At 34.1% G+C, this 26,156-nt stretch carries 25 protein-coding genes; 9 read left to right on the top strand and 16 right to left on the bottom strand.

The genetic code is table 11. The features are described from left to right. Positions 1-152: 152 nt before the first annotated feature. The 3 genes from EG814_RS10155 to yajC all read left to right on the top strand — a co-directional run bounded on the left by EG814_RS10155 (position 153) and on the right by yajC (position 3,023). Positions 153-1,259, top strand: coding sequence for a Glu/Leu/Phe/Val family dehydrogenase (locus tag EG814_RS10155; RefSeq protein ID WP_125721508.1), 1,107 nt, complete (start codon positions 153-155; stop codon positions 1,257-1,259). A 467-nt stretch (positions 1,260-1,726) separates the two neighbouring features. Next, entirely contained in the window at positions 1,727-2,638 is a 912-nt protein-coding gene (gene nusB, locus EG814_RS10150) for a transcription antitermination factor NusB (protein WP_125721755.1), read from the top strand. Between the two features lie 109 nt (positions 2,639-2,747). Continuing rightward, complete coding sequence (gene yajC / locus EG814_RS10145; RefSeq protein ID WP_125721506.1) at positions 2,748-3,023, top strand: preprotein translocase subunit YajC; 276 nt, start codon at positions 2,748-2,750, stop codon at positions 3,021-3,023. Positions 3,024-3,427: 404 nt separating this feature from the next. On the opposite strand, the gene EG814_RS10140 is transcribed toward yajC, so the two are convergent. The 6 genes from EG814_RS10140 to EG814_RS10115 all read right to left on the bottom strand — a co-directional run bounded on the left by EG814_RS10140 (position 3,428) and on the right by EG814_RS10115 (position 9,512). Continuing rightward, complete coding sequence (locus tag EG814_RS10140) at positions 3,428-4,006, bottom strand: YdeI/OmpD-associated family protein (protein WP_125721504.1); 579 nt, start codon at positions 4,004-4,006, stop codon at positions 3,428-3,430. Positions 4,007-4,009: 3 nt separating this feature from the next. After that, positions 4,010-5,287, bottom strand: a complete 1,278-nt coding sequence (gene pepT, locus EG814_RS10135) for a peptidase T (RefSeq protein ID WP_125721502.1) — start codon at positions 5,285-5,287, stop codon at positions 4,010-4,012. A 118-nt stretch (positions 5,288-5,405) separates the two neighbouring features. Further along, positions 5,406-6,536 carry a formylglycine-generating enzyme family protein gene (locus EG814_RS10130; RefSeq protein WP_125721500.1) on the bottom strand — a complete coding sequence of 377 codons (1,131 nt, stop codon included), beginning with the start codon at positions 6,534-6,536 and terminating at the stop codon, positions 5,406-5,408. A 96-nt stretch (positions 6,537-6,632) separates the two neighbouring features. Next, positions 6,633-7,601, bottom strand: a complete 969-nt coding sequence (locus EG814_RS10125; protein ID WP_125721499.1) for a DUF6515 family protein — start codon at positions 7,599-7,601, stop codon at positions 6,633-6,635. Between the two features lie 86 nt (positions 7,602-7,687). Beyond that, positions 7,688-8,908: an OprO/OprP family phosphate-selective porin gene (locus tag EG814_RS10120; protein WP_125721497.1), complete on the bottom strand. Its 1,221-nt coding sequence runs from the start codon at positions 8,906-8,908 to the stop codon at positions 7,688-7,690. Positions 8,909-8,930: 22 nt separating this feature from the next. After that, on the bottom strand, positions 8,931-9,512 hold the full coding sequence (locus EG814_RS10115) for a hypothetical protein (RefSeq protein ID WP_125721495.1): 582 nt from the start codon (positions 9,510-9,512) through the stop codon (positions 8,931-8,933). A 296-nt stretch (positions 9,513-9,808) separates the two neighbouring features. Here EG814_RS10115 and EG814_RS10110 point away from each other — a divergent pair, with 296 nt between their 5' ends. Beyond that, entirely contained in the window at positions 9,809-10,843 is a 1,035-nt protein-coding gene (locus EG814_RS10110) for a quinone-dependent dihydroorotate dehydrogenase (RefSeq protein ID WP_125721493.1), read from the top strand. On the opposite strand, the gene EG814_RS10105 is transcribed toward EG814_RS10110, so the two are convergent. Next, positions 10,829-11,545, bottom strand: coding sequence for a DUF3307 domain-containing protein (locus EG814_RS10105; RefSeq protein WP_125721491.1), 717 nt, complete (start codon positions 11,543-11,545; stop codon positions 10,829-10,831). The two genes, EG814_RS10110 and EG814_RS10105, sit on opposite strands and share 15 nt — an antisense overlap. Continuing rightward, positions 11,542-12,156 carry a hypothetical protein gene (locus EG814_RS10100; RefSeq protein WP_125721489.1) on the bottom strand — a complete coding sequence of 205 codons (615 nt, stop codon included), beginning with the start codon at positions 12,154-12,156 and terminating at the stop codon, positions 11,542-11,544. Before EG814_RS10100 ends, EG814_RS10105 begins: the two co-directional genes overlap by 4 nt. A 395-nt stretch (positions 12,157-12,551) precedes the next feature. Here EG814_RS10100 and EG814_RS10095 point away from each other — a divergent pair, with 395 nt between their 5' ends. From EG814_RS10095 to guaB, 5 genes are all read left to right on the top strand, one after another. Next, on the top strand, positions 12,552-13,418 hold the full coding sequence (locus tag EG814_RS10095; RefSeq protein WP_125721487.1) for a hydroxymethylglutaryl-CoA lyase: 867 nt from the start codon (positions 12,552-12,554) through the stop codon (positions 13,416-13,418). 22 nt (positions 13,419-13,440) lie between these two features. Continuing rightward, positions 13,441-13,779, top strand: a complete 339-nt coding sequence (locus EG814_RS10090; protein WP_125721485.1) for a hypothetical protein — start codon at positions 13,441-13,443, stop codon at positions 13,777-13,779. A gap of 118 nt (positions 13,780-13,897) precedes the next feature. Beyond that, positions 13,898-14,449, top strand: a complete 552-nt coding sequence (locus EG814_RS10085; protein WP_125721483.1) for a hypothetical protein — start codon at positions 13,898-13,900, stop codon at positions 14,447-14,449. Beyond that, positions 14,446-15,840 (top strand): DUF5723 family protein, encoded by a 1,395-nt coding sequence (locus EG814_RS10080; protein WP_125721481.1) that lies wholly within the window; start codon positions 14,446-14,448, stop codon positions 15,838-15,840. Before EG814_RS10085 ends, EG814_RS10080 begins: the two co-directional genes overlap by 4 nt. A 222-nt stretch (positions 15,841-16,062) precedes the next feature. Beyond that, on the top strand, positions 16,063-17,535 hold the full coding sequence (guaB, locus tag EG814_RS10075; protein WP_125721480.1) for an IMP dehydrogenase: 1,473 nt from the start codon (positions 16,063-16,065) through the stop codon (positions 17,533-17,535). A 72-nt stretch (positions 17,536-17,607) separates the two neighbouring features. Here guaB and EG814_RS10070 read toward each other — a convergent pair whose 3' ends face one another. From EG814_RS10070 to EG814_RS10035, 8 genes are all read right to left on the bottom strand, one after another. Then, a complete protein-coding gene (locus EG814_RS10070) occupies positions 17,608-18,504 on the bottom strand; it encodes a L,D-transpeptidase (RefSeq protein WP_125721478.1) in 897 nt (298 codons plus the stop codon). An 87-nt stretch (positions 18,505-18,591) separates the two neighbouring features. Next, positions 18,592-19,530 (bottom strand): alpha/beta hydrolase, encoded by a 939-nt coding sequence (locus EG814_RS10065; protein WP_125721476.1) that lies wholly within the window; start codon positions 19,528-19,530, stop codon positions 18,592-18,594. A 57-nt stretch (positions 19,531-19,587) separates the two neighbouring features. Next, positions 19,588-20,172, bottom strand: coding sequence for an NUDIX domain-containing protein (locus EG814_RS10060; protein ID WP_125721474.1), 585 nt, complete (start codon positions 20,170-20,172; stop codon positions 19,588-19,590). Between the two features lie 52 nt (positions 20,173-20,224). After that, a complete protein-coding gene (locus EG814_RS10055; protein ID WP_125721472.1) occupies positions 20,225-21,496 on the bottom strand; it encodes an adenylosuccinate synthase in 1,272 nt (423 codons plus the stop codon). Between the two features lie 97 nt (positions 21,497-21,593). Further along, positions 21,594-22,058 (bottom strand): Fur family transcriptional regulator, encoded by a 465-nt coding sequence (locus EG814_RS10050; protein WP_008462215.1) that lies wholly within the window; start codon positions 22,056-22,058, stop codon positions 21,594-21,596. Positions 22,059-22,241: 183 nt separating this feature from the next. Continuing rightward, positions 22,242-22,781 carry a hypothetical protein gene (locus EG814_RS10045; RefSeq protein WP_125721470.1) on the bottom strand — a complete coding sequence of 180 codons (540 nt, stop codon included), beginning with the start codon at positions 22,779-22,781 and terminating at the stop codon, positions 22,242-22,244. 24 nt (positions 22,782-22,805) lie between these two features. Beyond that, positions 22,806-25,025, bottom strand: a complete 2,220-nt coding sequence (locus EG814_RS10040; RefSeq protein ID WP_125721468.1) for a RelA/SpoT family protein — start codon at positions 25,023-25,025, stop codon at positions 22,806-22,808. 224 nt (positions 25,026-25,249) lie between these two features. Continuing rightward, positions 25,250-26,038 carry a TrmH family RNA methyltransferase gene (locus EG814_RS10035; protein ID WP_125721466.1) on the bottom strand — a complete coding sequence of 263 codons (789 nt, stop codon included), beginning with the start codon at positions 26,036-26,038 and terminating at the stop codon, positions 25,250-25,252. Between the last annotated feature and the right edge of the window lie 118 nt (positions 26,039-26,156).

Here is a 26,156-nt window from a genome sequence, read left to right as displayed (position 1 = left end):
AATAAATTTATAATAATTTGCGATTTAATCAAAACAATTATATTGTAAAATTGTTATTTTAAAGGTAAAAAATTAGCACATGTATATTTTTTAATTATGTTTGAGAAGTCTTTTTGACGAATTCATAATTTTAACTAATTTATACTAGCGCTATGGATGCAACTTTCGCAACTGGAAAGGAACTTCAAAAAATGGATCCTGTTTTTGGTCAGTTATCTTTTGACGATCACGAACAAATTGTTTTTTGCAATGACAAAGATACAGGTTTAAAAGCAATTATTGGTATTCATAATTCGGTTATGGGGCCAGCTTTGGGAGGAACCAGAATGTGGAATTACAACACAGAATGGGAGGCTTTAAATGATGTTTTACGTCTTTCGAGAGGTATGACTTTTAAATCGGCTATTACTGGACTAAATATTGGTGGAGGTAAAGCAGTTATTATTGGTGATGCTAAAACGGAGAAAACGCCTGAGTTAATGCGTAAATTTGGTGAGTTTGTTCACTCATTGAGCGGAAGATATATTACTGCAGAAGATGTCGGAATGGAAACTAAAGATATGGATACAGTAAGAGATGTAACGCCTTATGTTACAGGAATCTCTGAAGAAAGAGGTGGTTCTGGAAACCCTTCTCCTGTAACTGCTTACGGTGTTTATTTGGGTATGAAAGCGGCTGCTAAAAGTCAGTTTGGAACTGATGTTTTAGAAGGCAAAAAAGTTTTGGTACAAGGAATTGGACACGTTGGAGAAACTTTGGTTGAATATTTAACTAAAGAAGGAGCACAGGTTACTATTTCTGATATTAACGAAGAAAAATTATACCAGGTTGCTTCAAAATACAACGCAACAATTTATACTGGAGAAGATTTGTATACTGCAGATGTTGATATCTACGCGCCGTGTGCGATGGGAGCAACAATCAATGATAATACAATCGAAAAAATTAAAGCTAAAGTAATTGCTGGTGCTGCAAATAATCAGTTGGCAGATGAGAATGTTCACGGCGCTAGATTGACAGAAAGAGGAATTTTATACGCTCCAGATTTCTTAATCAACGCTGGTGGAATTATCAATGTTTATGCTGAATTGGCAAACTACGGTAAAGCTGAAATCATGAGTAAAACAGAAAATATCTATAATACTACTTTAGAAATCATTGATTTCGCTGCTAAAAACAATATTACAACTCATAAAGCGGCGCTTACTATTGCGCAAAACCGTATCGACCAAAGAAGAATCGAGAACGCGGCTAAGTAATTTAGTGTTCAGTGTTCAGTTTTTGAGTGTTCAGTTTGGCGCTCAATTGAAATAATAATGAAAAGAGTCTCTGTTTTTTAGAAAGCGGAGACTCTTTTATTTCTTGTAATTAAATAAGTATTAAAAGTAATAATCAAAACTGACCATTTTTAGGCACTTAAATAGCATTGAATGCTAATTTACTGAACACTGAGTACTGTTTTTAAGCTTTTCAATAAGACTGAATACTAATTCACTGAACACTGAGTACTGTTTTTTAAGCTTTTCAATAAGACTGAATACTAATTCACTGAACACTGAGTACTGTTTTTTAAGGATTTCAATAAGACTGAATACTAATTTCACTGAACACTGAGTACTTTTTCGTAAATATGTTTTAAAATACGCCTTAAAAGTTATACTTTTGCAGACTAATTTTTAAATGTTCTTACACGGTGGTAAATAGAAGACACATACGCGTAAAAGTAATGCAATCCATTTATGCGATGCATCAAAGCGGTTCTGAAAACATGGAAAAAGAGGAGAAATTCCTTTTTTATAGCATTGATAATATTCAGGACTTATACCTTATAATGCTTTCTTCATTGATAGAAATTTGTAAAAAAGAAGCTGTTTTTTTGCATCTGTCAAGTAAAAAACACCTTGCTACTGCAGCAGAACGTAACCCGAATGAAAAATTTGTAAAGAACAAAATTTTTCAACTTCTTGCCGAAAGCAACTCTCTTAGTATCGCTTTAGAAAATCGTAAAATCAATAATTGGTCTTTAAACGACGATTATATTATTTTGCTTTTAAATGATGTTAAAGCAAGCGATATCTACAAAAAATACATGAGCAATACTGTGAATACATTTGAAGAAGACAGACAATTTATAATTGATTTGTTTGAAAATGTTATTGTTCCAAATGAAAAATTATACGAGTATTTAGAAGATGATAAATTAACTTGGGTAGATGATATTCCGGTTGTAAATACTCATATCGTTAAACAATTAAAAGCAATCAAAACGGAAGATCCAGATGATTTTAGAGTGCCGAAATTGTATAAAGATGTGGAAGATAAAGATTTTGCAAAAGATTTGTTTAGAAGAACAGTTTTAAACGAAACTGCTTTTGCTAAAGAATACGAAGACAAAACGCCAAATTGGGATAGTGACCGTATTGCTGAAATCGATACGATTATCTTGAAAATGGCAATTTGCGAGTTTATCAAATTCCCTTCAATTCCAGTAAAGGTTACTCTTAACGAATATTTAGAGATTGCAAAAGAGTATTCTACTCCAAAAAGCAGTATTTTTATCAACGGAATTTTAGATAATTTGGTTAAAGAGCTTACCGCTAATAAAAAGATGGTAAAAGTAGGAAGAGGGTTGATGTAGAATTTTAAAATTCCAAAATAAATTCCAAATTCCAATACTTTGTTACTCTGAGTGGAGTCGAAAAGCAGAAAGAAAAATATTAAATATAAATCAAAAACAAATTTAAATTATGGGACAATTATCTCAATTTGCGCCATTCCTTTTAATGTTCGTGGTAATCTATTTCTTCATGATCAGACCACAGCAAAAAAGAGCGAAAAACGAAAAAGAATTTGAAAGCAGCCTAAAAGTAGGTGATAAAATAGTTACAAAAAGTGGTTTCCACGGTAGAATTGCAGAATTGGCAGAAACTACTGTTGTAATCGAAACAATGTCTGGAAAATTAAAATTAGAGCGTTCTGCTATTTCTTTAGAATTAAGCGCTGCTTTGAATAAAAAAGCTTAAGTTTTTTTTAAAATTCCAATAAAATTTAAAAATCCCAAATTCCATCCCGATAGCTATCGGGAGGAATTTAGGATTTTTTTGTTTTGTTCAAATAATCGCATTGTATGTCTTTGCGAGGAACGAAGCAATCTCATTTCGGATGTTTTTGACGAGCTTGATCAGTGTGGTTGCTTCGTTCCTCGCAATGACAAACAAGGCGAAAAGAAAAAAGAAACTATGTGTTAGACGCACTGCGGTGCGTCTCTACGATCAAACTTTGCGGACATTGCTTCTCAAAATCTTCGCGTTCTCTGCAAAAAAACCTTTGCTCCCGATAGCTATCGGGACTGCGTTAAAACTCTTTTCAACAGCTCGCATGATGACAGTACTATTGGAATTTGGAATTTTAAAAATTTGGAATTTACTTAACGATATTTATCATTCAATCCCACATTCGCTAAAATCATCGGCATTACTTTCTCAATTCTCGAAAGCTTTGTTTTTTCCTGTTTTGCCGACTCAATATATTCTAAAAACTCATATTGTTTATAAGGAGCAAATTTTTCGAAAGCTTCTTTTAAAGCTGTATTTTGTTCCATTTCTTTATTCAGCAGTTCAGAAATAATAGCTTCTTTTTTAGCAGGTTTTATTATTTTTCCCTGTTTTTCGTTTTCGATAGCTTCGTGAATGTATTCTAAAATATCCTTTTCGTCTATCTCTTCTTTTGACTTAAAACGCCATTGACGCAGTGACTTTGTTACTTCTTCCTGCGCGTTGATCAGTTTTTTCTTTTCATCTTTCAAGAAAACACCATTATAAAACCAAATAGTAAAATAATCTTTAAAACCGCCGAGACCAATAACATTTTTTTTATTGAAAACATAAACAGGAGCTCCCCATTTTACAGTCTCAATAAGTTCAGTTTTATCAATAATTGATTTAAGAAGAACAATTTCTTCCTCCCACTGATTCATTTTGTCCCAGACGTGTTTTTTCTCAGACATTATTTAATTTTTTCTTTTAGATTTTTCTGTCTTATCAAAAATTCCAGGAATCGCTGTTAATTCAGCAATTTTCACAATAACATCAGTGGCTTTCTGAATACTTTCTGCTGGAACATATTCATATTTTCCGTGGAAATTATGTCCGCCCGCAAAAATGTTAGGACAAGGCAATCCCATAAACGATAATTGAGAGCCGTCAGTTCCACCGCGAATTGGTTTGATGATCGGTTTGATATTCAATTCTCTCATTGCTTTTTCGGCAATATCAACAATATGTTTTACAGGAAGAACCTTTTCCTTCATATTATAATATTGATCTTTCACTTCGGCAATTACAATATCTTCGCCAAACTTCTTCGCGAATTTTTTATTGAATTTCTTTGCAATTTTATGAATAAGCGCTTTTCTGTTTTCGAATTTTTTCTTGTTGTGATCGCGAATAATTAATTCTAAAACCGTTTCTTCTATATTTCCTTTAATGTGATGAACATGGAAAAAACCTTCGTAACCTTTCGTTTCCTGAGGAGTTTCGCCTTTTGGTAATTCATTAATAAATTCATTAGCCAAAAGCATCGAATTGATCATTTTTCCTTTGGCATAACCGGGGTGAACACTTTTTCCTTTAAAAGTAATCTTAGCTCCAGCAGCGTTGAAATTTTCATATTCTAATTCGCCAATTTGACTTCCGTCCATCGTATAAGCCCATTGTGCTCCGAATTTCTCCACATCAAAATGATGCGCTCCACGGCCAATTTCTTCATCTGGAGTAAAGCCAATTCTGATTTTTCCGTGTTTAATTTCTGGATGCTGAATCAGGTATTCCATTGCCGAAACAATTTCTGTAATTCCTGCTTTATCATCGGCACCTAAAAGAGTTGTTCCGTCAGTGGTAATGATGGTTTGTCCTTTATATTGCAATAAATCTTTAAAGTAACTTGGAGATAAAATGATGTTTTTCTCAGCATTTAGAATAATATCTTTTCCGTCATAATTTTCAACAATCTGAGGCTTTACATTTGCTCCGCTAAAATCTGGAGAAGTGTCAAAGTGAGAAACAAAACCAATTGTTGGCACTTCATGATCAACATTGCTCGGAAGCGTTGCCATAATGTAAGCTTTGTCATCAATTGTTACCTCTTCAAGACCAATTGCTTTTAGTTCTTCGACTAATTTATTGGCAAGATTCCATTGTTTTTCTGTACTTGGTGTAGTTTGTGAATTTGGATCCGATTCTGTATCAATCGTTATATAACTGATAAATCGATCTATGATATGTTGCATTTTTTTGATTTTTTAGCAAATATAGAAAAAAAAATCTGCTGAGAAATTTGGCTTTCCATATCTGAATGAATGAAAAAAGGGATTCTCAATTGAATCCCTTTCTGTTATGATAAGTTTGTTATTTGCTTTTTACGCATCTAAAACCTAAATGATTGGCTGCAGATCGATATTCTCCTTTTCCTCTCGTTCCAACCATGTAGCGTGTGCAATATTGATCGGTGCATAAAAAAGAACCGCCGCGATGCACTCTTTTAATCTGCGAAGGATCATTCGGATCATTGTAGGCATCGGGCCCTTGCGGATTTTTAATCGTTTTTCCGTTTTCTGCCAATGATTTATAATAATCTACACTATACCAATCGTGTACCCATTCCCAGACATTTCCGGCCATATCATATAAGCCGTATGCATTTGGAGCATATTGTTTTGTTGGAGCAATTCCTTTAAATCCGTCTTCTCCCGTATCTCCATCCTTTATTGGGAAATGTCCCTGATAAATATTTGCTTGAAATTTGCCGTCTGGTTTTAAATTATTTCCCCAAGCATAGAGATTTCCTGTTTTACCGCCACGAGCAGCAAATTCCCACTCAGCTTCTGTCGGAAGTCTTTTCCCAGCCCACTTTGCATAAGCTTCGGCATCTTCATAAACTACATGAACAACAGGATAGTTGCCTTTTCCTTTAATACTGCTTTGCGGTCCGTCTGGATGTCTCCAGTCTGCACCTGGTTCATATCGCCACCATTGCAAGAAATTATTCAAATTAACAGCAGATGGAGTAGGAGTAAAAATTACAGAACCTGTAATTAAATCTTCTTCATTTGCGGTCGGAAATTCCTCTTTTGTTGGTTTTTGTTCGGCAACAGTCACATACCCCGTCGCTTTCACAAATTTTTCAAACTCTTCATTTGTCACTTCCGTTTCATCCATATAATAGCCGTCTACATAAACTCTATGAATAGGAGATGCATCTTTGGTAACGCCTTTAATGCTGCACAAGCTTTCGTCTTCAACATTTGAACCCATCGAGAATTCGCCTCCAGGAATCCAAACCATTCCTTTTGGCGTTTTTGCAGGTTTGAATTTATTTTCGATTGTTGGCTTAAATTCCGATTCTGTTGTACTTGGAGTTTCATGACATTCTGCGACAACTTTTCTATCTTCATTATCAGTAAATTTGTTGTAACTGTAAGCAATCGAAATAATGGATAATGTAAGCAAAGCAATAATCCAAAAGGTCTTATTTTTCATGATTTATTATTTTTGAACTGATTATGGTTGTCAATAGCGGGTATAAAAATATAAAATAAATTCTATAATTATACTAATTTTATAGAACTAATAAAATTAACTTTCTTTTTCAACAGATACAACTTCATACTTGTCTTTGCCATCAACCTGAACAGGCTGGTAGTAGGTTTCTCCAAATTTGATGTATTTTACATTTCCAATAGTTACTTCTTCACCACCTTCTGGAAGACTTTCTACAATTGTTCCTGCTGTTGGTGCTACTACTTTGTAATTTGTTCCGTCTTTCTCATAATAGGTTCCTCCGTAATAATAATTATTTACTGTTCCTGTATTTACGGTCTGAGCGCCACTTGGAATATTATTCACTGTTCCGCCAACAGGAGCTGGAACTGCCGTATAACCACCGCTACTAGAAGTATACCAAACACCCTGATCATAATGATATTGCTGGCTTTCTACACTAACTACAATTGCCGTTACGGCTAAAGTCGCTACGAAAAATCCCCACGGATGCCAAACAGGTCCCCAGTAATAAGGTCTGTAAGGGTGATAGTAGTAAGGATGAAAAGTATTATATCTATAACCTCCGTATACGTATGGTGGACGAACATAAGGGCGAGGCGCAGGTCTTACATATGTGTTACGGTTATTTCGAACATGAACGCTATTATTAACGTTAATATTTACATTGTTTCTGTTTCTATTAACTGTATTACCGCTAATATTGGTATTTCGGTTTCCAGAATTTCTATTAACAGTGTTTTTTCTGTTTGTTGTAGCTGCTCTGTTTGTGTTTGACTTGTTTGCAGGTCTGGTTACTTTAGTTCCAGAATTATTTGCTCCAGGTCTGGTTGTTGCAGCTGGTCTGGTTGTAGCAGGCTTATTTACATGCGGTCTCGATTGAGTACCAGGTCGTGCTTGTCTGGTATGAGTCGCTCCGCCCGCTGGTCTATGGGCGCCTCCGCCTCCGTGGCGTTGCGCTAAACTGTCAATTGAAAAAAAGAAAAGAGTTCCAATTAAGCACGCAAGTGCTGATTTTTTTACTGTTTTGGATATATTTTTCATATTCAGTGGTTTATATGAATTAAAGTTATGAAAAAAAATGAACGATTTGCAGAAATTGATTGAAAGTTTGGCTGTATGGTTTTGAATTACAGAGATATATCCCATTGAATTCTAAAACGCCAACCTTGTTCCAGCGGAAGCGTTTTGTCCTCAAAACTAAAATAGCTGACCTCTGAAGTAAGTTTGTTTTTATGCCCTTTGAAAAACCAATTAAAAGCCAATGTAGATTCGTCCTGTCTGTTTTGTCTAATTGAATTGTCTGGCCTATATGCGGCATGTCTTCCTGCCATTTCTAGTTTTTTTGGCCACCATTCGAAAACATTATGAAAAAAATAGCCCGCCTGAACATAATAACCTTTCATGACGGTCATTTCATCATTATTGTATTTGTCAATAATCTCTTTTGTATGCCATTCACTCTGCCAAGAAAAACCACGAAACATAAACGCGGTTTCCAGATTCCATTGATTGACTCTATACTGACCAGGCAATCCGTCTTCAAAACCATCAAGAGAACCTCCGCCTGCCTGAGAAAATCGAGTATATGGGCTTCGGTTAGTTATAGCAGAAAAAGCAATTATCGGCGTTGGCTTTTCATGAAATTCTAGATCGCAGCCTTCAAATTCAAGAGATCTTCCTAAGAAATTCCATTGCGCTCTTCCAAAATACATTAAATGATTGTCGTCATTAGAAGTGCTTCCTCGTCCAGTTCCTGTTAAAGCCGCAGCCCAATAATTAAAATCGGCGATTCCTGCACCTTTCAAATGTCCATACACTTCAACTCCGAGCTGTCTGTCTACTGTAAAAGGACGATTAATTAAGGATCGATCGACCATCTGCTGTTCACCGCTGCTAATGAAACGTTCACGTGTAAACTCTGTTTTCCATTGCCCTACTTTAAAACTCAGCCAATCCCATTTTTCAATCATGATTCTAAAATCAAGTAAATTAGACTGGCTTAATTCGTATTCCCAATAGTATTTAAGCCAAGGTTCAAAAGCGTGGCCGCCAATTTTGAGTCTTGCTCGGTTTATTTTAAAAGTTGTTTTGGCATCCTGACTGTAATCATCATAGGTTAAAGGATCTGTATCATTTGGTGTTGAAAAACGAAACTGAAGTCGGCTTGCCAATTGAAAAAGAAATTTCTTGTCTCGAGTTTCTAGCTCAATTCCTTTACTGCCATAATGCACATTCATTAATTTTGTAGTATCTTTTTCTTGCTGTGAAAGTCCTTTAAAACCAATTAATAAAAGAAAAGCAAAGAGCACTTTTTTAGAAAAACGATGTGATTGAGTTGCGCTATACATAAGATTAATAGGTTTGTATAAATTATTTTTCGCCAAAGTTTTTTGCAATTCCTAAACCAATTCCCCAACTGTCATAAGCATTCCATTTAAAGTCATAACTCACAGTGCCAAAAATTTCCCATCCTTTAGGAAGTTCATAACCGTATTCTACGCCAGCTCGGGTTAAGAAAAAATCTTCTTCTTTGGCAAATTCACCTCCAAACCCGAGAAGAAAACTCCAATGTTCGTTTGGTTTATAAATTCCCATAAGAGCGGGCGCAATTGGGTAACTTCTTTCTACGGTTTCTTGATCTTCTTCGCTTGCATAAACCTTTTCTACTTTAAATTTTTCGACAATAAAATCGGTATGAAGACCAATGGCCCATTTTTCATGAAATTGAAAAGTATAGTCAATTCCCCAAGCCGGAAGATTTAAAGTTTCCCGATTTCCTTCATCATCACGGCCTTCAAAAACATGAACGTGATTAATGGATATTCCAATTTGATGATGCGGTTTGAATTCTTTTTCTTCACTTTCCTGAGCTGTAATCTGATACGAGAATAGATATAGCAAGCCTAATAGGTAAAGAAAATTACGTTTGAAAATGGCTTTATTGTGTAACATTCGAATCTCTGTTTAGAAAATATTGATTTAAAAAAGAGAATTAAATAATGACTTTTGATTAAAAAGCTTTACGGAACAATTTCAAAATTAATGATATGCAATGCAAATAAGCTGATTATAAGACGCTAACTGGTTTCATTTTATAATTTGCAACGTAAAAAAGAACATCGTTTGCAGTTTTTTTTCTTCATTTAAGAATTAAACAAAATAGAAATTTTTTGTTGCTGTAAATAAGCACCTTTTTAAACTATAATATCTAAATTTGCATCCGAAAAAATAACAACAACACAACTCTTATGTATAAATTGATAATTCGTCCGATACTTTTTTGTTTTGATCCTGAAAAAGTGCATTACTTTACTTTTTCATTTGTAAAATTCATTTCAAAAATCCCTGGAGTTTCGGCGATTATAAGATCAATTTATGAAGTAAAAGACGCTCGATTAGAAAGAGAAGTTTTCGGAATCAAATTCAAAAATCCGGTTGGACTTGCAGCGGGTTTTGATAAAGATGCGAAACTGTATAAAGAATTGGCTGATTTTGGTTTCGGATTTATTGAAATCGGAACTGTAACGCCAGTTGGACAAGAAGGGAATCCTAAAAAACGTTTATTCAGATTAAAAGCGGATCAAGCAATTATTAACCGAATGGGATTTAATAATGGCGGTGTTCTAGAAGCTGTAGAACGTTTGAAAAAGAATTCGGGTGTTTTAATTGGAGGAAATATTGGTAAAAATAAAGTAACCGATAACGAAGATGCAGTTAAAGATTACATCATTTGTTTTGACGCATTATATAATCATGTAGATTATTTTGTGGTGAATGTTAGTTCGCCAAATACGCCAAATTTAAGAGCTTTACAAGATAAAGAACCGTTAACGGCTTTATTACAGACGTTACAGAATAGAAATGTAGAAAAGCAAAAAACAAGTTCTCAAAAAGCAAAACCAATTCTTCTTAAAATTGCTCCAGACTTAACAGATGAGCAATTGTTAGACATTATTGATATTGTTAAAACAACTCAAATTGCGGGTGTTATTGCAACTAATACCACTATTTCTAGAGATAGTTTACAATCTGCTAGTCAAACAGAAACAGGCGGATTATCAGGAAAACCATTAACAAAACGTTCTACAGAAGTAATCCGTTTTCTTTCGGAAAAAAGCAATAAAGCATTTCCAATTATTGGAGTAGGAGGAATTCATTCTGCAGATGATGCGATTGAAAAACTAAACGCAGGTGCAAGTTTAGTGCAATTGTATACCGGTTTTATTTACGAAGGCCCAGCTTTGATAAAAGCAATCAATAAAAAAGTTTTAGGGCAATTGTAATAAAAGCGCCTGAATTAAAAGTCCGGCAACAATTGCAATTCCAAAACTAATTAAGGTTCCAATCATTACATATTCTGTAAGTTTTCGGTCTTTGGCTTCTTTTAGATCTCCGAATCTAAAAATAGATTTAGCAGCCAAAAGAAATCCGATTGCTTCAAAATGAGCGGTAAGAATAAAACAAACCACAAGAAGACGTTCTAAAATGCCAATGTAATTTCCTGCATTGGCAAGTGAATTGTCTTTGTGACTATTCTGGCTTTCTGGACTCCAGATTGAAATAATAGTTTTAATAAAAATTGATGTTGGTTTGGTAACCAGTAAAAATCCTGTTATTAAAATCCAGAATTCGTTATTAGACCAGAAATTCATGATGGCTTTGTTTTCGTAAAGAAGCACAATTCCAATCAGAATTAAAATATGCGCGATTTGGTCTACAACAAACCAAGTTCGTTTGGTTTTGTTTTTCTGAAAATTCAGTTTAATAAGATCAATAATTCCGTGTGTAAAGGCAATTAAAACGGCATACGGTATAAAACGGATTTCTCCTGCCAGAATTGCGGCTAAAACTCCATGAAACAAAATATGAACATATAAGTAAATGCTTTTATGTTTTTTAGTTTCTTTATCGGCGACCCAAGAATTGGGCTGCCAGATAAAATCTCCTAATAAATGAGCGAGAAGCAGTTTTATAAATAAGATCATGAGGCTGTAAATTGTTTTATTTGTTTTCTAAAATAACGGTCTAAATTCATAACCAGATCAAACTGAGCGCGCTTTTGTCTTCGGCTCACAGCAGCCTGATTTATGCCTAGTTTTTGCCCTAATTCTTCCTGAGATAAAGTCGGATTTTCAATAGCCACAGCAACAAATTCTGCCGATTGTACCAGCCAGCTGTCCATAAAAGTCAATGCTAGCTGCAGTATTAAATTCAGGTTTTCATCCAAACTAAAATCTCCCGTTCGCATAGCCAAAGTAACTTTCTGTTTTTTTAAAGTTTCAAAAAGTTCTCCCGAATTAATAAAAGCAGAACCATTACTTTCCGATATTCTTTCGGCATTATGCGTTTTATCTCCAAAACCAATACTCATGCGAGCATCAGATTTTATGGCTCTCAAATGAGCTTTCACTAAAATAGCGGTTAGGAGCGCATCTTCGGGATTGGCAACTTCAATTTGAAATTCATCTCCGCGATATACTTCCCACTGGCTTGGCGTTTTGCCCAATGGAGCCAAGATTTTTTTTAAATCTTCTACCCAATGTTCAGATTCTTGCTGTCTTGAACCAATTATATCGCCTGTAATTACACTAGTCATAACTCAAATATAATTAAAAAATTATAAACTTTCTATTACAAATATACGGAATAAAATTTATTATTACGTTTTTTGGTAATAATTTTAAATATTACATTTTTTGGTAATTAATTGTGGTATTACAATTTAATGTAATATTATAAGAAGTATCGTAGAGGCGCACTGCAGTGCTAAGTCCAGTACTCCCGCATTGGGGATTCTCTTTGCGTAGACGTACTACAGTGCGTCTCTACGATTATATGATTTTTTTAAGGAATTACATTTTCAATTTAATAAAGTGCTATTAACAATTCGTGCTTTAAATGAACTTACATGGACTTATATGATTTTAAAAAAAACATAATTTTTATTTCTTTAAAAAAGAAACTAACTTAGCCTTTACAAAAGAATAAGCTTTGAGTAAAGAAATCAAAATCATCGAATGTCCTCGAGATGCCATGCAGGGTATCAAGACTTTTATTCCGACAAAAAATAAAGTTACTTATATACAAGCTTTGTTGCGAGTTGGCTTTGATACCATCGATTTCGGAAGTTTTGTTTCTCCAAAAGCTATTCCGCAAATGCAGGATACTGCAGCCGTTTTGGAACAGCTGGATTTATCTCAAACCACCAGTAAACTGCTTGCCATTATTGCGAATACGCAAGGTGCAATAGCAGCGTCCAATTTTGAGCAGATTCAATATTTAGGTTTTCCATTTTCTATTTCTGAGAACTTTCAGATGCGTAACACGCATAAAACGATTGCAGAATCTTTGGTAACGCTTGAAGAAATTCTAGAAGTTGCCAATAAGAAAAACAAAGAAGTGGTAACGTATCTTTCTATGGGTTTTGGAAATCCGTATGGAGATCCTTGGAATGTTGAAATTGTAGCAGAATGGACAGAAAAACTGGCAGGAATGGGCGTGAAGATTTTATCGCTTTCAGATACTGTAGGAACTTCTACGCCAGAAGTTATTACGTATTTATTTTCAGATTTGATTCCGAAATATCCAGAAATTGAGTTTGGTGCTCATCTTCATACCACACCCGATAGTTGGTTCGAAAAAATTGATGCTGCAGCAAAAGCAGGTTGCACCCGTTTTGATGGCGCTATTCAAGGTTTTGGCGGCTGTCCGATGGCGACCGATAAATTGACAGGAAATATGCCAACAGAAAAACTGGTTTCCTATTTTACAGCCAATAAAAAAAATACCGGACTTAATTCTCTCAGTTTTGAGAGCGCTTATAACGAAGCTTCGAAATTGTTCGGAAAGTTTCATTAAATCTTTAAAAAACTAGTAGTTTATGCTTAGTAAAGAATTTAAGCTTTGGTTAGAATTTGAAGAAGTAGATGTGAACAATTGGCAAAAAGACAATGATTTTTGCAATATACATGTCACATTAGAGGATGGTAGGCATTATGGAATAAATATTTGGACCTATAATTTCTTAAAAACAGCAATTCAGTACAACAAGAAAGCAAATAAGAATCTTAAAGGACTATACTTAGTTCCTCCAGATTTATTTGTTGAAGAGTTAACTAGAGACTGTATCGAAAAAACAATTAGTGATTTGCTGAAAATCGGAAATATAGAGGAAGTCTTAAATCAAAGTGTAATTTCTAAAAATAATAATGGAGTTTAATGATTATTGGGAACTAATAATTGTTCGGAAAGTTTCATTAAAAAATGGTTATTTTTCTTACCTTAGATAATCATTGTAAACATAATGCGTTACATTTAGTATCGATATAAATATTGTCATGAGATCACGCTCCATCAGTAAAATTTTCAGCATATTTTTTTCCGTTTTCCTATTGTTTTCTTGTTCCAGTGAGTTAGATTTCGATCAAGTAAATGATTTTAAGCTAGAGCCTGTTCTTGTGGCTAATCTAGCTTATTTTGATATTCTTGCAAATAAACTTGTCGATGATGGAGGGACGAATATCTATCCCGATGTAAGAGATTTTGATATATTTAAGGATAAATTTTTTAACGAACGTCTTAAAAAAGCTGAATTTGATTTTGAAGTAGAAAATAATATAAATCGTAGTTTTATCATCAATATGATTTTGCTTAATGCAGAAAATCAGCCTTTGCAAACTATATCTTTTGCCGTTCCATCCTATAAAGGAACACCAAATGTTATAAAATACCCAACAGAAGTTTTTGAAAACACGCGATTAGATCTTTTAAAACAAACCCAAAGAATTGGTTTTGTGGTAATTATTACTGCAGGGCCTCCATTAAACAGTGAGAGTTTAGGAAATTTAAAATTAAGATCAAGTGCCACTGCTTATTTAGTAATCGAATGAGAAAAACGCTAATTCTTTGCTTGTTTTTTCATCTTTCTTGTTTTGCACAAAACAGAGAGCTGTTATATAATTTTACTTCAATTCCGCAGTCTTCTCTTGTAAATCCGGGAGCCGATGTTTCGTATAAATATTATTTCGGATTTCCAGTTTTATCTGGAATTTCAGCCAATGCAGGCTCGAGCAGTTTTTCTGCCTATGATCTGTTTGCAGACAATGGGGTCGACTTTAATCAAAAAGTTAGAAATGTCATTAATAAATCATCTAGCCGAGATAAAGTAGTAACCAACCAACAATTGGAAATTTTTTCTGGCGGACTTAGAGTGGGAGGAAGAGATAGTAAATCTTATGTTTCATTTGGAGTATACCAAGAATTTGATTTTTTTATGTTTGTTCCAAAAGATTTGGCTTTGTTAGCTTTAGACGGAAATCGAGATTATATTGGTAAATCGTTTAATCTAGGAGATTTGAATGTAAAAGCCGAAGTGCTTTCTGTTTTTCATGTCGGTTTTCATAAAAAAGTCAGTGATAAATTTGTTTATGGAGGACGCGCCAAAATCTATTCGAGCGGCGCAAATGCTACTTCGACAAAAAATTCGGGATACATTTATACGGGCCAACAAGCAGGAACTCCGAACCTTTACAATCAAATTATTTCTTCTAATTTAGAATTAAAAACCTCTGGACTTGCCAGTTTTACAAAAGACGAATATGAAGGAAATGTCGCTCGAGATATTGCCAATAATACCTTTTTTAACGGAAGTTTAGGTTTGGGTATAGATGCCGGAATTACCTATTATATAAAAGAGAATCTGCAATTTACGGCCAGTATTATCGATTTGGGATTTGTAAGACAAACCAAAGATATTGAAACGCTTACCTACAAAGGAACCTACCAGTACAACGGTGCAAATCCTGATTTTTTAGGTTTTGACGATCCAGAAAATGTTTTTGACGAATTTGATGAGGCTATACCTAGAGACACACTTTATAATAAATACACTACTTGGCGTCCGACAAAAATTTATTCTTCAATTCAATATTCTTTTGGAGAAGCACGTCCAGATGATGAATGTAACTGTCGAGGCAGTGCCGAAAAATATTATAAAAATGCTGTTGGAGTTCAGCTTTTTGGAATGTCAGCTCCGCGTGAACCACTAGTTGCACTGACTGCTTTTTATAGAAGAAATATTTTCAGGAAATTAGACGTAAAAGCAACTTATACTTTCGATACTTTTTCAAACAAAAATATCGGTTTAGGACTCGCAGGAACACTCGGGCCAGTAAATATTTATGCACTCGTCAATAATATTTTAGAATATAAAGATATTTCTAAAGCCAATAGTATGGCCTTTCAACTCGGAATTAATTTTGTGTTCCAAGACAAAGAGTAAAAAATAAAATTTTTAAATTCCAATAGTGAAATTCCAAATTCCAATCCAAAGAAAATCTAGGTTTAAAGCAATATATTCCGTTCCAATTTGGAATTTGAAATTTAAATATTGGAATTTTAAAGTGTAGGGTTTTTTGTGTAAAATTAATTTTATGATTATCTGAGTATTCAAGTTAGCAATTTATTCACTATATTTGCACGCAATTCAACTAGAAATTGCAACATGATAGCACACAACTCCAAGATTATCGGCGAAGGTTTAACTTACGACGATGTATTATTAGTACCTAACTACTCGAATGTGCTTCCCCGCGAAGTGAGCATTAAATCAAAATTCTCAAGAAACATTACATTAAACGTTCCTATTGTATCTGCTGCTATGGATACAGTTACAGAAAGTGCAATGGCAATTGCTATGGCACAAGAAGGCGGAATTGGTGTTTTACATAAAAATATGACTATCGAACAGCAAGCAGGAAAAGTTCGAAAAGTAAAACGTGCCGAGGCAGGAATGATTATCGATCCGGTAACGCTTCCTTTAACTTCTACAATTGCAGATGCTAAAAATGCAATGAAAGAATTCGGAATCGGCGGTATTCCAATCGTTGACGAAAACAAAATCTTAAAGGGTATCGTAACCAATCGTGACTTACGTTTTGAAAAAAACGGCGCTAGACCAATCGTTGAGGTTATGACAAGCCAAAACTTAGTAACTGTTGCCGAAGGAACTTCTTTAGAGCAAGCAGAAGTAGTTTTACAAGGTCATAAAATCGAAAAATTACCTGTTGTAAACGCAAATAATGAACTAGTAGGTTTAATTACCTTTAGAGATATTACAAAACTGACTCAAAAACCAATCGCTAATAAAGATAGCTTTGGACGTTTGAGAGTTGCTGCTGCAATTGGAGTTACCGGAGATGCTGTTCAAAGAGCAGAGGCTTTGGTTGCTGCAGGTGTAGATGCAATCATTATTGATACGGCTCACGGACATACTGAAGGTGTAGTGAACACTTTAAAAGAAGTAAAATCAAAATTCCCTCAAATAGATGTAATCGTTGGAAACATCGCAACTCCAGAAGCTGCTAAATATTTAGTAGAAAATGGTGCTGACGGAGTAAAAGTTGGAATCGGACCTGGTTCTATCTGTACAACCCGTATTGTTGCAGGTGTTGGTTTTCCTCAATTTTCAGCAGTTTTGGAAGTTGCTGCTGCAATTAAAGGAACTGGTGTTCCAGTTATTGCTGATGGTGGAATTCGTTATACAGGAGATATTCCTAAAGCAATCGCTGCAGGTGCTGACTGTGTAATGTTAGGTTCATTATTAGCAGGAACAAAAGAATCTCCAGGAGAAACAATCATTTTTGAAGGAAGAAAATTCAAATCTTATCGCGGAATGGGATCTGTTGAAGCAATGCAAACGGGTTCTAAAGACCGTTATTTTCAAGATGTTGAAGACGATGTTAAGAAATTAGTTCCAGAAGGAATTGTTGGACGTGTTCCTTACAAAGGAGAATTAAACGAAAGTATGCTTCAGTTCATTGGAGGTCTTCGTGCAGGAATGGGATACTGCGGTTCAAAAGATATTCCGACTTTACAAGAATTTGGACGTTTTGTTAGAATCACTTCTAGCGGAATCACTGAGAGTCATCCGCATAACGTAACAATTACTAAAGAAGCTCCAAATTATTCTAGATAATTTTTAGTTTTCGATATAAAACAAAAGGCGTAAGATTTATTTTCTTACGCCTTTTGTTTTAAAAGAATAATTTTATATTTCTGCGGTTTTTTTATCCGCTTCTCTCAAGTTTTGATTCTCTAAAATTTGCTTTAGAAATGGTTTCGTCACTGTTTCGATTTCATTTTCTGAAATGTTCAAAGCTTCAGGATCAGAAGATAATTGTAACCAAGGTTTAGGTCCGTCAAAATCATAACTTCCAAAAACCACCACAGGAGTTCCTTTTACTTTTACATTTTCTTTGTCTTTTAATATCCATTCATCTGCAAATTTGTAAAGATATTTAGCATCTTTTTCTAATAATCTTAAGCAAGAATGTGATGCTGGGTATCCAGGAAGTTCATATTGATGAAAACCAACTCCGAGTTTATTTTCGATATTAAAATTCCATTTTAATTCCCATTCGTCATTAAACGTACTCGTTGTTTTTTCGGCTTTCCAATTTGTGAAAAATAATCCAGTTGGAGTAGGATCTTTTTTTCGCCCCATATTTGTTGGTCCTGTACGTACTAATTCACCATTTTCATAAGCAGCAAATGTTTGACTAGGATAAGAAAAAATGATAACTTTTGAAACTTCTTCTAAAGCTGTAACATGCAGAGGAAAAGGCATGTAATACACTAGATCACCACTAAAATCTGTTGGGATAACAATAGAATCTAATTTTTTTAAATTTGCTTTATCCGTTCTGTTCAAAGCGGTTACTAAAGCAATTTTAGTGCTATCAGCTTCATTTGTTTTAAGCCAATCTTTTGCCTTATAGAATTGATAAGAAACAGTTGATTCTGGTTTTTTATATTCTATCTTTTTTACTGGTTTTTCCTTTTCTGTATTTTCTGTCAGCTTTATAGTATCGCTTTTTTTACAAGAAGCTAATAATAGTAAAATTAAAATAAGTAGTCCGTTGGCTGTGTAATATAACTTTTTCATAGGTCGTATTTTTATAATGATAAAGTTATAAATATGATAGCTGAAAAGGGTTACATAATTTTTGGAATAGGTTTCGGGATTTTCATTTTAGGAAAAAAAAGTACTAATATCGAAATTCCACTCCACTTTGTTTTTTATAAGGTAATTTTCATGTCCAGTATCTTTGTAGACTTTCAATTTTTTTGTTCCTTTTAAGTTGTTGTATATTTCGTCAATTTCTTTACGGCTAACGCTTTTGTCCTTTTCGCCATAAAGCAGTAGAGTAGGGCAATTAATATTTTTTGCATATTCACACGGATTATGACTAAATCCCCAAAAGCCATTTTGAATACTGCCCCAAAATAATAAAATTGAAGCCATTGGAAATGTAGGAGCATTCATTTTTCTGAATCGGGCACAAACAGTCTCGTACATAGATCCAAACGGACATTCGATAATAATTCCTTTAGGTTTAATTTGATAATCATTTATTGATTTCATTATGGCTACAGCTCCCATTGATGAGCCAAAAAGATATATGTTTGTTTCTCCAATTGTAGAAATATAATCAAAACAACTTTTAACTTCTTCTGCTTCTTTAAAGCCAATTGTTGTCTGGTTTCCTTCAGAATTACCACTCCCCATAAAATCAACAAGCATTGTGCTGTATCCTAATTTTTGAAATTCATTAGAGCGTTCTATTAAAGCTGATTTTTCAGAACCGTAACCATGAAATAAAATAACAGTTCCTTTTGAGTTTGGGTTTTGAATAAACCAACATTCTATTTCCTTGTTGCTTTTTAGTTTTAGAGTTTGAAATTTCTTTGATGGAAAATTTTTATTTTTAGGTTTTGGATTATTAACACCAAGAAATAAAGTTTTTACTTTTTCAAATGAGGTTAATTTTTCAGGGCTTTTTGTTTTTTCAATAGTATCTCCTTGAAAATGGGTGAATTTATACGCATGAAAAAAAGCAATTACATTTATCAATATAAAAATGAATGCAATTGCTTTCGTGTAATTTCGTTTGCTTGTGTAAAATTTCATTTGATTTTAGCTTGATCTTAATGTGTAATTATCAAAACTAAAATACTCAAAAAACTTTTAAATAAGACCTTTTATTTTAGCATGCTGTAATAACATAATTGTTTTAGCATCCGAAATCTCTCCAGATTCGATCATAGCGTAGGCTTCGTCAAAAGTCAATTCTAAGACTTCGATATTTTCTTGTTCAGCATCGAGTCCGCCGCCTTCGCTTACTTTCATTTTTTCATCATATTCACCAACAAAAAGATATAGAATTTCTGTTACAGATCCTGGCGACATATAGGTTTCAATAACTTTTTGAACTTTACTTAAACGATAACCTGTTTCTTCTTCTGTTTCGCGAATAATAGCCTGTTCTGCATTATCTTTATCCAAAAGTCCTGCACAAACTTCAATCATCATTCCGGTTTTGTTTCCGTTTAAATAAGTTGGCAAACGAAACTGTCTCGTTAAAATAACTGTTTTTTTAGCAGCATTATACAGTAATATTCCAGCGCCATTTCCGCGATCGTATACTTCTCGGATATGTGACTCAACAGGCTGATTTTCTTTTTTATAATTAAAAGTAACTTTATTTAATACGTACCAATTATCAGATAATAACTTGGTTTCTATAATCTCGATTTCTGGATTTTTTCTCATAAAAATATTCTTCAAAAAAAAACGCTCTGATTATCAGAGCGTTTAAAATGTATTATTTTGTTATTGTTTGTTTTCTGTCTGGTCCAACCGATACAATTTTGATTGGCACTTCGATTTCTTTTTCAATAAACTCAATATATTCTTTTAGCTCAATTGGCAATTCGTCAAAAGTTGTCAATCCTGTTAAATCTTGTTTCCATCCTTTAAACTCTTTATAAACCGGAGTAACGTTTTCTGGCTCAATGTTGTAAGGGAAGTGAGAAATGTTTTGACCTTTATAGTTGTATTCTGTACAAACTTTTAAAGTTTCAAAACCAGAAAGTACATCACCTTTCATCATCATTAACTGCGTAACTCCATTAACTTGAACCGCATATTTTAAAGCGACAAGGTCTAGCCATCCACAACGTCTTTGTCTTCCTGTAACAGAACCAAATTCGTTACCTACTTTTGCCATTGTAGCACCCACTTCGTCAAAAAGTTCCGTAGGGAAAGGTCCGCTACCAACACGTGTAACGTAAGCTTTGAAAATTCCATAAACCTCTTTGATTTTGTTAGGAGCAATTCCTAAACCTGTACAAGCTCCAGCAGCAGTAGTATTTGATGAAGTTACGAAAGGATAAGTTCCGAAATCAACATCTAATAAAGATCCTTGAGCACCTTCGCAAAGAATAGATTTACCCGCTTTTTGAGCTTGGTGCATGTATTCTTCACTGTCAATAAAATCTAATTTCTTTAATTCTTCAATAGCTTCAAAGAATTCTTTTTCTAATTCAGCTAAGTTATATTGGATAGCAACATCATAGAAAGCAATCATAGCTTCGTGTTTGTCAGCCAAAGCTCTGTAACGCTCTTTGAAATCTTCTAATTCGATATCTCCAACACGTAAACCGTTTCTACCTGTTTTGTCCATGTAAGTTGGCCCAATTCCTTTAAGAGTAGAACCAATTTTTGCTTTTCCTTTAGAAGCTTCAGAAGCTGCGTCAAGCAAACGGTGAGTTGGTAAAATTAAGTGTGCTTTTCTAGAAATGATTAATTTGCTTTTAATATCAAGATTGAATTTCTCTAAACCTTCGATTTCTTTTTGAAAAACTACTGGATCAATTACAACACCATTTCCGATGATATTTACTGAGTTTTTATGGAAAATTCCAGAAGGAATAGTTCTTAGTACGTGTTTAATTCCGTCAAATTCTAGCGTATGTCCTGCGTTTGGTCCTCCTTGAAAACGTGCAATAATATCGTAATTTGAGGTAAGTACGTCAACAATTTTTCCTTTACCTTCATCTCCCCATTGTAATCCTAGTAATAAATCTACGGTCATTCTGTTTTAATTTGCGTTGAGGCAATCTAAGCTGCCCTACTGATTATGTAGTTAATTTTCTTTTTTTATTTTTTTTGAAAAGTCTAATTTGAAAAGACTATGAATTTGAATTTTGCTTTTTGTTTCCGTAGAAATAAAGCGAGTGATTTGTGATTTCGATATCAAAAATTTCTTCGATAGTCTTTTTGATGGTTTGAATTCTTGGATCACAAAATTCGATTACCTCACCAGAATCTGTCATAATGATATGATCGTGCTGTTTATCAAAATATGATTTTTCGTAGTAAGCCTGATTTTGTCCAAATTGATGTTTTCTAACCAAAGCGCAGTCCAACAATAACTCGATCGTGTTGTATAAAGTTGCTCTACTCACACGATAGTTTTTGTTTTTCATTTTGATATAAAGATTTTCTATATCAAAATGCTCCTCGCTATCGTAAATTTCCTGAAGTATAGCATAACGCTCAGGAGTTTTGCGATGCCCTTTTTGTTCAAGATATAGTGTAAAAACATTTTTTACAATTTCTTGATTCTTAGTGTTGTCAGTTGAAATAAGTGTCATATCCGGCAAAGATAATTTTTTATTTTTAATGAATAAAAGTTTCGGGTTTAAAGTTTAACGTTTAAACTTGATTTTGATTAGTAATAAGGCACTAAATACAGGCTTTTACGTCAAAAATATTTTGAAAGTCTAATTTAGCTTAATTAACATAATTATTTTAATTTATGATAAAACTAACAATGCTTAATTTGTTTTGGACATATACATATACCAGTTCCACTCCCAAGTTTTTCCTTTGTCATCAGACATGGCCTGACTCCAGATTGGATTCTTTTTGTCTCTTGCATCCCATCGAAATACTTGAATAACGGGTTTTTCCTCAAAAACATCTTTAGAAAAAAAATGTCCAACTTTATTTTCAAAAGAACCCACTACAGGCTTGTCTAAAACACCAGTATTTGAGTCCGACCAATAGATACTCCATAATTTTGTTTTCGGATTAAATAATCTTACCGTCATTCCTTCAAATGGTTCTCCATCAAAAGTAGCAAGAAAATTATCGATATTGCCAATTCCGTGCAAAATGGTGTACATTTCCTGAGTAGAAGGAAATTCAATCCATTCGTCACAATTACAAAGTCTTTTTTTTAGTTTTTTATTTCTAATATTAGATTTGCCAATAAAAAAATCGAAATCATTTTTTGATGAAGAATCAGAAGCGGAGATAATCAGTTCTCCATTTTCGTCAAAAATTAATTGAGGAATTTCTATGTTATTATCCATAAAATAAAATTACTTTTCTAATAATTAAGTTCGATATTCTCTAGTAACCTTATCAACACCGTCAATTTTCTTGATGGCGCTAATCATTTTTTTCAAAATCGTATTGTTTTTAACAATTACCGCAACTTGTCCGTGAAAAATTCCAGCGTCTGTACTCAATGAAATACTTTGAATATTTACGCTCATATTGTTCGAAATTACTTTTGTCAATTGGTTAGTAAGACCTAAAACGTCCATTCCGGTTATGTTGATAATGGCTTTGAATTCCTCTTGCGAAGAATCAATCCATTTGGCGCTCATAATGCGATAGGCATAGTTTGACTGCATTCCGATCGCGTTCGGACAATCTTTTTTATGTACTTTAATTCCTTCATTAATCGTCACAAAACCAAAAACATCATCACCGGGAATTGGATTACAGCATTGCGAAAGTTTATAATCTAATTTATCATGCTCCGTTCCAAAAACCAACATATCATAATTACTGCTAATGACTTGTTTATGAATGTCTTCGTCTGCAGTATCTTTGGTTCTTTTAATTTTATTTTTAAAGAAATTGATAAACGTATTGCTTTTTTGCGCCGCATAATCTTTTAACTGCTGATTTTCGATGGCACCAATTCCAACTCTATAAAATAAATCTAAACTCGTTTTTAGTTTAAAGAAGTTGACTAACTCGTTCGTAACCTGTTCGTTAAATGTAACTTTTAAATGTTTTAATTTTCGAATCAGTAATTCTTTTCCTTCTTCCGCAATTTTTTTAGTGTTCTCGTTAAGAACATTTTTGATTTTATTTTTGGCTCTCGAAGTCGTTACGTATTCCAACCAGTTTACGGTTGGTTTTTGGTTTGGAGAAGTAATCACTTCAACCTGATCACCGCTTTTTAATTCATAGTTAAGAGGCACTAATCGTCCGTTTACACGAGTTCCGCGGGTTTTGATTCCAATTTCGGAGTGAATGCTAAAAGCAAAATCAAGAGAAGTGGCACCCTTTGGTAGCGATTTAATTTCTCCTTTTGGCGTAAAGACAAAAATTTCCTTAGAATATAAGTTCATTTTGAAATCTTCGACAAAATCAACCGCATTGGTTTCTGGATTTTCCAAAGCTTCACGAAGCAGGTTCAGCCAAGTATCCAGACCGCTTTCTTCTGTTGCGCCATTTTTATATTTGTAATGCGCTGCGTAACCTTTTTCAGCGATTTCGTCCATACGTTCGCTTCGTACTTGCACTTCGACCCAGCGTCCTTTTGGGCCCATTACGGTAATGTGAAGCGCTTCATAACCAGTTGATTTTGGTGACGAAATCCAGTCGCGCAAACGGCTCGGACTTGGTCTATAGTGGTCTGTTACAATCGAATAAATTTTCCAGGCAATGAATTTTTCTTCATGCGGATCGGCTTTGTAGACAATTCTAAGCGCAAATTTGTCGTATACTTCATCAAAAGTTACGTTTTGAGCACGCATTTTTCGACGAATAGAATAAATTGATTTTGGTCGGCCTTTGATGATGTAATCTACGCCTTCGTTATCAAGAGATTTTTTCAAGACATCTGAAATGTCTTTGATGTAAGCATCTTGCTCTTCTTTAGTTTCACGAATTTTGCTTACAATGTCGTTGTAAATTGCTGGTTCGGTATATTTTAAGCCTAAATCTTCTAGTTTGGTTTTAATGTTGTAAAGTCCCAAACGATGCGCTAAAGGCGCATAAATGTATAAAGTTTCAGATGCGATTTTGGTTTGTTTATATTCTGCCATCGAATCCATGGTCTGCATATTATGCAAACGGTCGGCCAATTTGATCAGAATTACGCGAACATCATCATTCAGCGTCAGAATCATTTTTCTAAAATTCTCTGCCTGCATCGAAGCATTCAAATCTTTTTGAACTAAGGATATTTTGGTAAGACCTTCAACTAATTGCGCCACTTTCGGATTAAACAAACGTTCAATATCTTCAACCGTCATTGGAGTATCTTCAACAACATCGTGCAATAATGCCGCAGCGATAGAGGTCGCACCCAGACCAATTTCTGAAGCAACAATTTTTGCAACTGCAATAGGATGAAAGATATACGCTTCGCCTGATTTACGTCTCTGTTCTTTGTGAGCATCGACCGCAACATCAAAAGCTTTTCGAATTAATTTTTTGTCGGTTGTGTCTAAAGTCTGATAACTTATTCGTAGTAATTCCTTGTATTCCTGCGCAATAGCTTTGTTTTCTTTTTCTATATCTATTTCTGTCATAACGGCATAGTTCAAGTACTAAATATAGAAATTTGTTGCCACATACGCAAGGGGTTTAGATTGCTGATTTGAGAGTTTAGATTTTAGATTTTATCAAGAATAAATTCCAATTTTTTAAATCCCAAATTCCAAAAGAGCGAAGCGATTTTTAAAATCTAAAATCTAAAATCTAAAATCTAAAATCTAAAATCTAAAATCTAAAATCTAAAATCTAAAATCTAAAATCAGAACCCTCTCTGTCTTTTTGCTTCAAAAATTAAAATCGCAGCAGCAACAGAAACGTTCATACTGTCGATTTCGCCCTGCATCGGAATAATGATATTTTGAGTTGCGGCATCACGCCATTCTTGCGTTAAACCCGTTGCTTCTGTACCCACAACTAAAGCTGTTGGAGTAGTGAAGTTCTGTGTGTGATATGAAGTCGAATTTTGTAAAGTCGCGCTGTAGAAATTGATCTTTTTTTCTTTTAAAAAGGAAATAATTTCTGAAGTTGTTCCCGTTGCAATTTGGTTGGTAAACAAACAGCCAACGCTAGAACGAACAATATTGGGATTGTATAGATCGCTTTTCGGATTGGCGATTAAAACAGCATCCAATTTAGCAGCATCTGCAGTACGCAAAACTGCTCCAATATTTCCTGGTTTTTCTAAAGATTCTACGACCAAAATCAACGGATTATCAGATAATTTTAAATCAGATAATTTTAAAGATTTGGTTTTTGCTACCGCTAAAATTCCTTCTGTAGTATCGCGATAAGCCAGTTTTTGATAAACTTCCTTATTGATTTCGATAATTTGAAACGGATTTTGAATCAGTTTGTTGATTTCTGATTCAGAAACTAATTCGGGTAAAAACATAACCGTTTCCATTTCGTAACCGCCTTTTATTGCTAATGAAATTTCGCGTAAACCTTCAATCAAAAATGTTCCGGTTTGTTTTCTGGCTTTGGATTTTTCTTGAAGTAAAACCAAAGATTTGATAAACGGATTTTGAATTGAAGTGATTTGTTTCATTTTTTAAAGCGACTAAGTTTCTAAGGCGCTAAGGTACTGAGTTTTTTTTGAAAGTTGCAAAGTTGCAAAGTGACAAAGGTTTTTTCCGCCACGAATTCACGAATTATGTAAAAATAAA

This window comes from Flavobacterium ustbae (genome assembly GCF_003946915.1).
GTDB lineage: Bacteria > Bacteroidota > Bacteroidia > Flavobacteriales > Flavobacteriaceae > Flavobacterium > Flavobacterium ustbae.
The sequence above is the reverse complement of the archived record's forward strand: the minus strand, read 5'-3'. Positions and strand labels throughout refer to the sequence as shown.